General features: G+C 73.5%; 4 protein-coding genes and 2 pseudogenes. 2 read left to right on the top strand and 4 right to left on the bottom strand.

The genetic code is table 11. The features are described from left to right. Positions 1-452: 452 nt before the first annotated feature. Positions 453-1,262, top strand: a pseudogene (locus ACIRG6_RS35840) (tetratricopeptide repeat protein); the annotation flags it as partial. A 19-nt stretch (positions 1,263-1,281) separates the two neighbouring features. Here ACIRG6_RS35840 and ACIRG6_RS35845 read toward each other — a convergent pair. The 3 genes from ACIRG6_RS35845 to ACIRG6_RS35855 form a co-directional block, all read right to left on the bottom strand. After that, the gene (locus ACIRG6_RS35845) at positions 1,282-2,235 is read right to left on the bottom strand and encodes a M28 family metallopeptidase (protein WP_365022021.1); all 954 of its coding nucleotides are present in this window, start codon (positions 2,233-2,235) and stop codon (positions 1,282-1,284) included. A 127-nt stretch (positions 2,236-2,362) separates the two neighbouring features. Further along, positions 2,363-3,427 carry an EamA family transporter RarD gene (rarD, locus tag ACIRG6_RS35850; RefSeq protein ID WP_403326035.1) on the bottom strand — a complete coding sequence of 355 codons (1,065 nt, stop codon included), beginning with the start codon at positions 3,425-3,427 and terminating at the stop codon, positions 2,363-2,365. A 136-nt stretch (positions 3,428-3,563) separates the two neighbouring features. Continuing rightward, positions 3,564-4,418 carry an NAD(P)H-binding protein gene (locus ACIRG6_RS35855; RefSeq protein WP_364822457.1) on the bottom strand — a complete coding sequence of 285 codons (855 nt, stop codon included), beginning with the start codon at positions 4,416-4,418 and terminating at the stop codon, positions 3,564-3,566. 98 nt (positions 4,419-4,516) lie between these two features. Between ACIRG6_RS35855 and ACIRG6_RS35860 the strand changes: the two genes are divergently transcribed. Next, positions 4,517-4,936 carry a winged helix-turn-helix transcriptional regulator gene (locus ACIRG6_RS35860; RefSeq protein WP_239765412.1) on the top strand — a complete coding sequence of 140 codons (420 nt, stop codon included), beginning with the start codon at positions 4,517-4,519 and terminating at the stop codon, positions 4,934-4,936. Between the two features lie 13 nt (positions 4,937-4,949). On the opposite strand, the pseudogene ACIRG6_RS35865 reads toward ACIRG6_RS35860, so the two are convergent. Further along, positions 4,950-5,077: pseudogene (locus ACIRG6_RS35865) on the bottom strand (2-oxoacid:ferredoxin oxidoreductase subunit beta); the annotation flags it as partial.

Raw genomic sequence — 5,077 nt, forward strand, 5'->3', positions numbered from 1 at the left:
CTGCAGCCCCGGCGGCTCCGGTGACCTCGGCAGTCCGGTTGGCCCGGTCGGTCCCGGGTGCCTCCGAAGCCCCGGCCACCCCCGAAGTACCGGCGACCCCCGCACCCCCGGTCACCTCCGCAATCAGGTTGGGCCGGGCGGCCACCGCAGGCTCAGCCGCTCCCGAAGCCCCGGCCGCTTCCGCAACCTCGGCTGCCCCCGCAGGCCGGCCGGCATGGGCAGTCCCGGACGCCACCGACGACTCTGCGGCCCCCGCAGCCCCGGTCACCTCGGCAGTCCGGTTGGCCCGGGCGGCCACCGCAGGCTCAGCCGCTCCCGAAGCCCCGGTCACTCCCGCAACCCCGGCTGCCCCCGCAGCCCCGCGGGTGTCACCCGGCGAGTCCGTGCCCACGTTCGTCCTGCGCGCCCTCCCGGAGCCCGCCGGGAGCGCGGCGCCGGGTACGGTGGCGCCCCCGACGGGGGTGTTCGGCCCGCCGCCACGGATGGACGCGGCGCCCGCGGGTGGCGGCGTCGCGGGGGACGAAGCCGCGCCCGGCGCATCCGCGCCCGGCGCATCCGCGCCCGGCGCATCCGCGCCCGGCGTCCCCGCTGCCCCCGTCGCCATACCCGGCGGCTCCGAGGGCGCGGCGCCCGAGCCGGCCTCCGTCCCCGCCCGTCGCCCCGCGCCGGTCCCGGCCCTCGTCATGGACCCCGACCCGGCGCCCAAGCCGACCCCCACCCCCGCCCGCGGCTTCGACGCCGTGGCCGAGGCCGTGCTCGGGGACGCGCCGCTCACCGCGCCCGGCGACGCCACCACGCCCGCCCTCCTCGCCGAGCCCACGGCGCGGATCAACGAGGCGGTCAGGGAGGGACGTACGCAGGACGCGGCGCGACTCGCGGAGCGGTCGGTGGCCGAGGCCTCGGACACGCTGGGGCCGGAGCACCCGGAGGTACTCCGGCTCCGCGAGCTCACCGCCTACATCGCCTACCTGTCCGGCGACCCCGGCCGCGCCTTCCGGCTCTCGCTGGACCTGGCCAGGATCCACCGCGCGGCCGGCGACCCGGAGGCCGCCTACGGCAACGTCCAGAGCGCGGCCACCGCCTGGCGGGCGGTGCGCGACCCCGAACAGGGGCTGGAGCTGGGGCACGATCTGGTCGCCCTGTGGAGCGAACTCGCCGTCGAGGTGGGACCGGCCGCCGACGACGCCGAGCAGCTCGAGTCGGCCCGCACCCGCATGGGCCGTCTCACCGAACGCGCCCGCGCCCACGCTCGGGCCGACTGACCGGGCGGCCGGGCCGGCGCTACTGCGACAGCTGCCAGACCGCGTACGCGATGGCGTCGCTGTTGCGGTTCAGGGCCGTGTCATTGATGTTGGCGGTCGTGTCGCAGGACGAGTGGTAGCACCGGTCGAACGCCTGGCCCGCGGTGCCGCCCCACTTGGACGCCTGCGCGGACGTCTTGAGGTAGTCGGCGCCGCTGAAGAGACCGCCGACGGGGACGCCCGCGTTCTTGAAGGGCGCGTGGTCGGAGCGGCCGTCGCCCTCGGTCTCGATCTCGGTGGAGACGCCGAGGCCCGCGAAGTAGTCCTTGAAGGTCTTCTCGATCACGGGGTCGTCGTCGTAGACGAAGTAGCCGGGGTTGGGCGAGCCGATCATGTCGAAGTTCAGATAGCCGCTGATCTTCGCGCGGCCGGCGGACCCGAGGCTGTTGACGTAGTAGCGGGAGCCGACCAGTCCCAGCTCCTCCGCGCCCCACCAGGCGAAGCGCAGGTGCTTGGTGGGCTGGTAGCCGGAGCGGGCCACGGCGAGCGCGGTCTCCAGGACGGCGGCCGAGCCGGAGCCGTTGTCGTTGATGCCGGGGCCTGAGGTGACGCTGTCCAGGTGTGACCCTGACATGACAACCTGATTGGTGTCGCCACCGGGCCAGTCCGCGATGAGGTTGTAGCCGGTGCGGCCGGAGGACGTGAACTGCTGGACCGTGGTGGTGAACCCGGCGGCGTCCAGCTTGGCCTTCACATAGGTGATCGACGCCTGGTAGCCGGGGCGGCCGTGGGCACGGTTGCCGCCGTTCGCCGTGGCGATCGACTGGAGCTGCGCCAGGTGGGCCTTGACGTTGGCCACCGGTATGTCGGGTGCGGCGGCCGCGGCGGTGGTCCCGGGGGCGGATGCCGCACCGGCCACGGAACCGCCGGTCAGTAGTGTGGCGACCGCGACGGCACCGGCCGCCAGGGCACGCCCGGAAACGGAGAGCTTCATGTGGGGGGCTCCGAATTCCTGGGGAGTCCCTGGGGAGGACTCCCGGTGAATGGGGTGCCTGGATGGTGTGGCCCTGGCTGACGTCGCGTCAAGACCGCTATTCGGCCACCGCGTCGCGCATATCGGGCTACGGCTTCCCGGTCGGGGTGTCGAGCCTCGCGGGCGCGGGCGCGGGCTCCGCGGAAGGGGAATCCGGGGACGGCCCTCCGCAGGCCACGATGTCCGAGTCCCGCGCGGCGTCCTCCTTCTCCGCCGGCACGCCGCCGCCGGCCCTGTCCAGCCGCGCCCGCAGTGCCCGGGAGGCCCGGTGGGCGGTGCGCAGCGCGTCCCAGGTGAGCAGCGTGAGCGCCAGCCAGACGAGCGCGAAGCCGGCCCAGCGCTCGGGCGGCATGGCCTCGCCGAAGTAGAGGATCCCGAGCAGGAACTGGAAGACCGGGGCCAGGTACTGGAGCAGCCCCAGCGTGGACAGCGGCACGCGGATCGCCGCCGCGCCGAAGCAGACCAGGGGGATCGCGGTGACCAGGCCGGTCGCGGCGAGCAGGGCGCCGTGCCCCACGCCCTCGGTGGTGAAGGTGGAGTCGCCGTGCGCGCCCAGCCACAGCAGGAAGCCGAGCGCGGGCAGGAACTGGATCGCCGTCTCCGCGGCCAGCGACTCGACGCCCCCGAGGTTGACCTTCTTCTTCACCAGCCCGTACGTGGCGAAGGAGAAGGCGAGGCACAGGGAGATCCACGGCGGCCGGCCGTAGCCGACGGTGAGGACGAGCACGGCCGCGAAGCCGGTCGCGACCGCCGCCCACTGCACGGGCCGCAGCCGCTCCTTCAGCAGCAGTACGCCCATCGCGATGGTGACCAGCGGGTTGATGAAGTACCCGAGCGAGGCCTCGACGACATGGCCGCTGTTCACGGCCCAGATGTACACGCCCCAGTTGACGGTGATGACCGCCGCGGCCACGGTGATCAGGCCCAGCTTGCGTGGCTGTCGCAGCAGCTCACCGGCCCAGGCCCAGCGCCGTACGAAGAGCAGGGCGACGGCGACGAAGGCGAGGGACCACACCATCCGGTGGGCGAGGATCTCGCCGGCCCCGGCGGGCTTGAGCAGCGGCCAGAACAGCGGGACGAGCCCCCACATCCCGTACGCCGCGAAGCCGTTCAGCAGGCCTATGCGCTGTTCATTCCCGGACGACCCGGCCACGGGCACCTCCTTCTCGCCTTCGGCACGCCGGGGACGGAGGCATGCCAGGACGACGGTAGCGCCGCACCCGGCCGCCTGTCATGCCCGTATCGCCATACGGTCATGACAGGCGGCGGGCCGCCGGAGGCGCCGGTGTTCACCTGCGCAGCGCGGCCTCGATCGCGTCCGTGACCGGGGTGGTCGGGCGGCCGATGAGCCGGGACAGGTCGCCGGTGGTCACGACCAGCTCGCCCTTCTCGGTGGACGTCTCCACGCCGCCGAGGATCTCGGCCATGGGCTCGGGCACCCCGGCGGCGACGAGGGCGCGGACGTACTCCTCGACGGACACGGCGCGGTAGGCGATCTCGCGGCCCGCGCGCCGGCTCACCTCGGCGGCGTACTCGGCGAAGCTCCACGACTCGTCGCCGCCCAGCTCGTACCGCTTGTTCTCGTGGCCCTCGCCGGTCAGTACGGCGACGGCGGCGGCCGCGTAGTCGGCGCGCGAGGCGGAGGAGATGCGGCCCTCGCGGGCGGCCTGGACGACCGCGCCGTGCTCCAGCACCTGGGCGAGGTTCTCCGTGTGGTTCTCGTGGTACCAGCCGTTGCCCAGGATCACCCACGGCAGGCCGGAGGCGAGCAGGACCTTCTCGGTGGCGCGGTGGTCGTCGGCGAGGGCGGCGGTCAGGCTGCTGGGGGCGCTGGTGTACGCCAGCAGCGCCACGCCGGCCGCGGCGGCGGCGTCGATGACCGTCCTGTGCTGCCCGGGGCGGTCCTTGGTGACCTCGTTGCCGGAGATCAGCAGCACCTTGTCGCCCGCCGCGAACAGCCCGTCGAAGGTTTCGGGCGCGTTGTAGTCGGCCACGGCGAGCCGCACGCCGCGCTCCGCCAGGTCGGCGGCCCTCGCCTTGTCGCGCACGACGGCGGTGACCTGGTCGGCCGGGACCTTCTCCAGCAACTGCTCCACGACGTGGCGGCCGAGGTGTCCGGTGGCTCCGGTGACGACGATGCTCATGGGTTCGGAACTCCTTGTGGGGGTCGGGCTGCGATGTCACCGACGCTAAAGGAGGCGCTAACCAAAAGAAAGTACCCACTTTGAAGTAAGGTACTGGCATGGCCGTAAGTGACCCACGGGCCGGCGAGGCGATGTGCCCGTACCGGCTCGTCCTCGAACACATGACCAGCCGCTGGGGCGTCCTCGTCCTGATCGAGCTTCTGGACCGGCCGCACCGGTTCAGCGAGCTGCGCCGGGCGGTCGGCCGCGTCGGCCGGAGCGTCAGCGAGAAGATGCTCACCCAGACCCTCCAGACCCTCGAGCGCGACGGCCTGGTCCACCGCGACGCGAAGCCCGTCATCCCGCCCCGCGTCGACTACTCTCTGACCCCCCTCGGCCGCGAGGCGGCGGAGCGGGTCCGGGGCCTGGCGGAGTGGACGCACGAGCGGATGACGGACGTCGAGCGGGCCCGCCGGGCGTACGACGAGACCCGGGCGGCACAGCAAGAGGCCCGGGAGCTCTCGTCCCGGGCCTCGTGAAGCGGTACGGCTCTCAGCCGACGACGGTCCAGGTGTCGCCGCCGGTGAGCAGTGCCGCGAGGTCGCCCTTGCCGTTCTGCTCGACCGCGGTGTCGAGCTGGTCCGACATCAGCGTGTCGTAGACCGGCCGGCCGACGGAGC

The organism is Streptomyces flaveolus (assembly GCF_044765825.1).
In the GTDB taxonomy this organism is placed as follows: domain Bacteria; phylum Actinomycetota; class Actinomycetes; order Streptomycetales; family Streptomycetaceae; genus Streptomyces; species Streptomyces flaveolus.

Excerpts from the sequence above, each read along its gene's own strand:
- ACIRG6_RS35845 (WP_365022021.1), bottom strand. The coding sequence starts at position 2,235 with ATGAAGCTCTCCGTTTCCGGGCGTGCCCTGGCGGCCGGTGCCGTCGCG.
- ACIRG6_RS35855 (WP_364822457.1), bottom strand. The coding sequence starts at position 4,418 with ATGAGCATCGTCGTCACCGGAGCCACCGGACACCTCGGCCGCCACGTC.
- ACIRG6_RS35860 (WP_239765412.1), top strand. The coding sequence starts at position 4,517 with ATGGCCGTAAGTGACCCACGGGCCGGCGAGGCGATGTGCCCGTACCGG.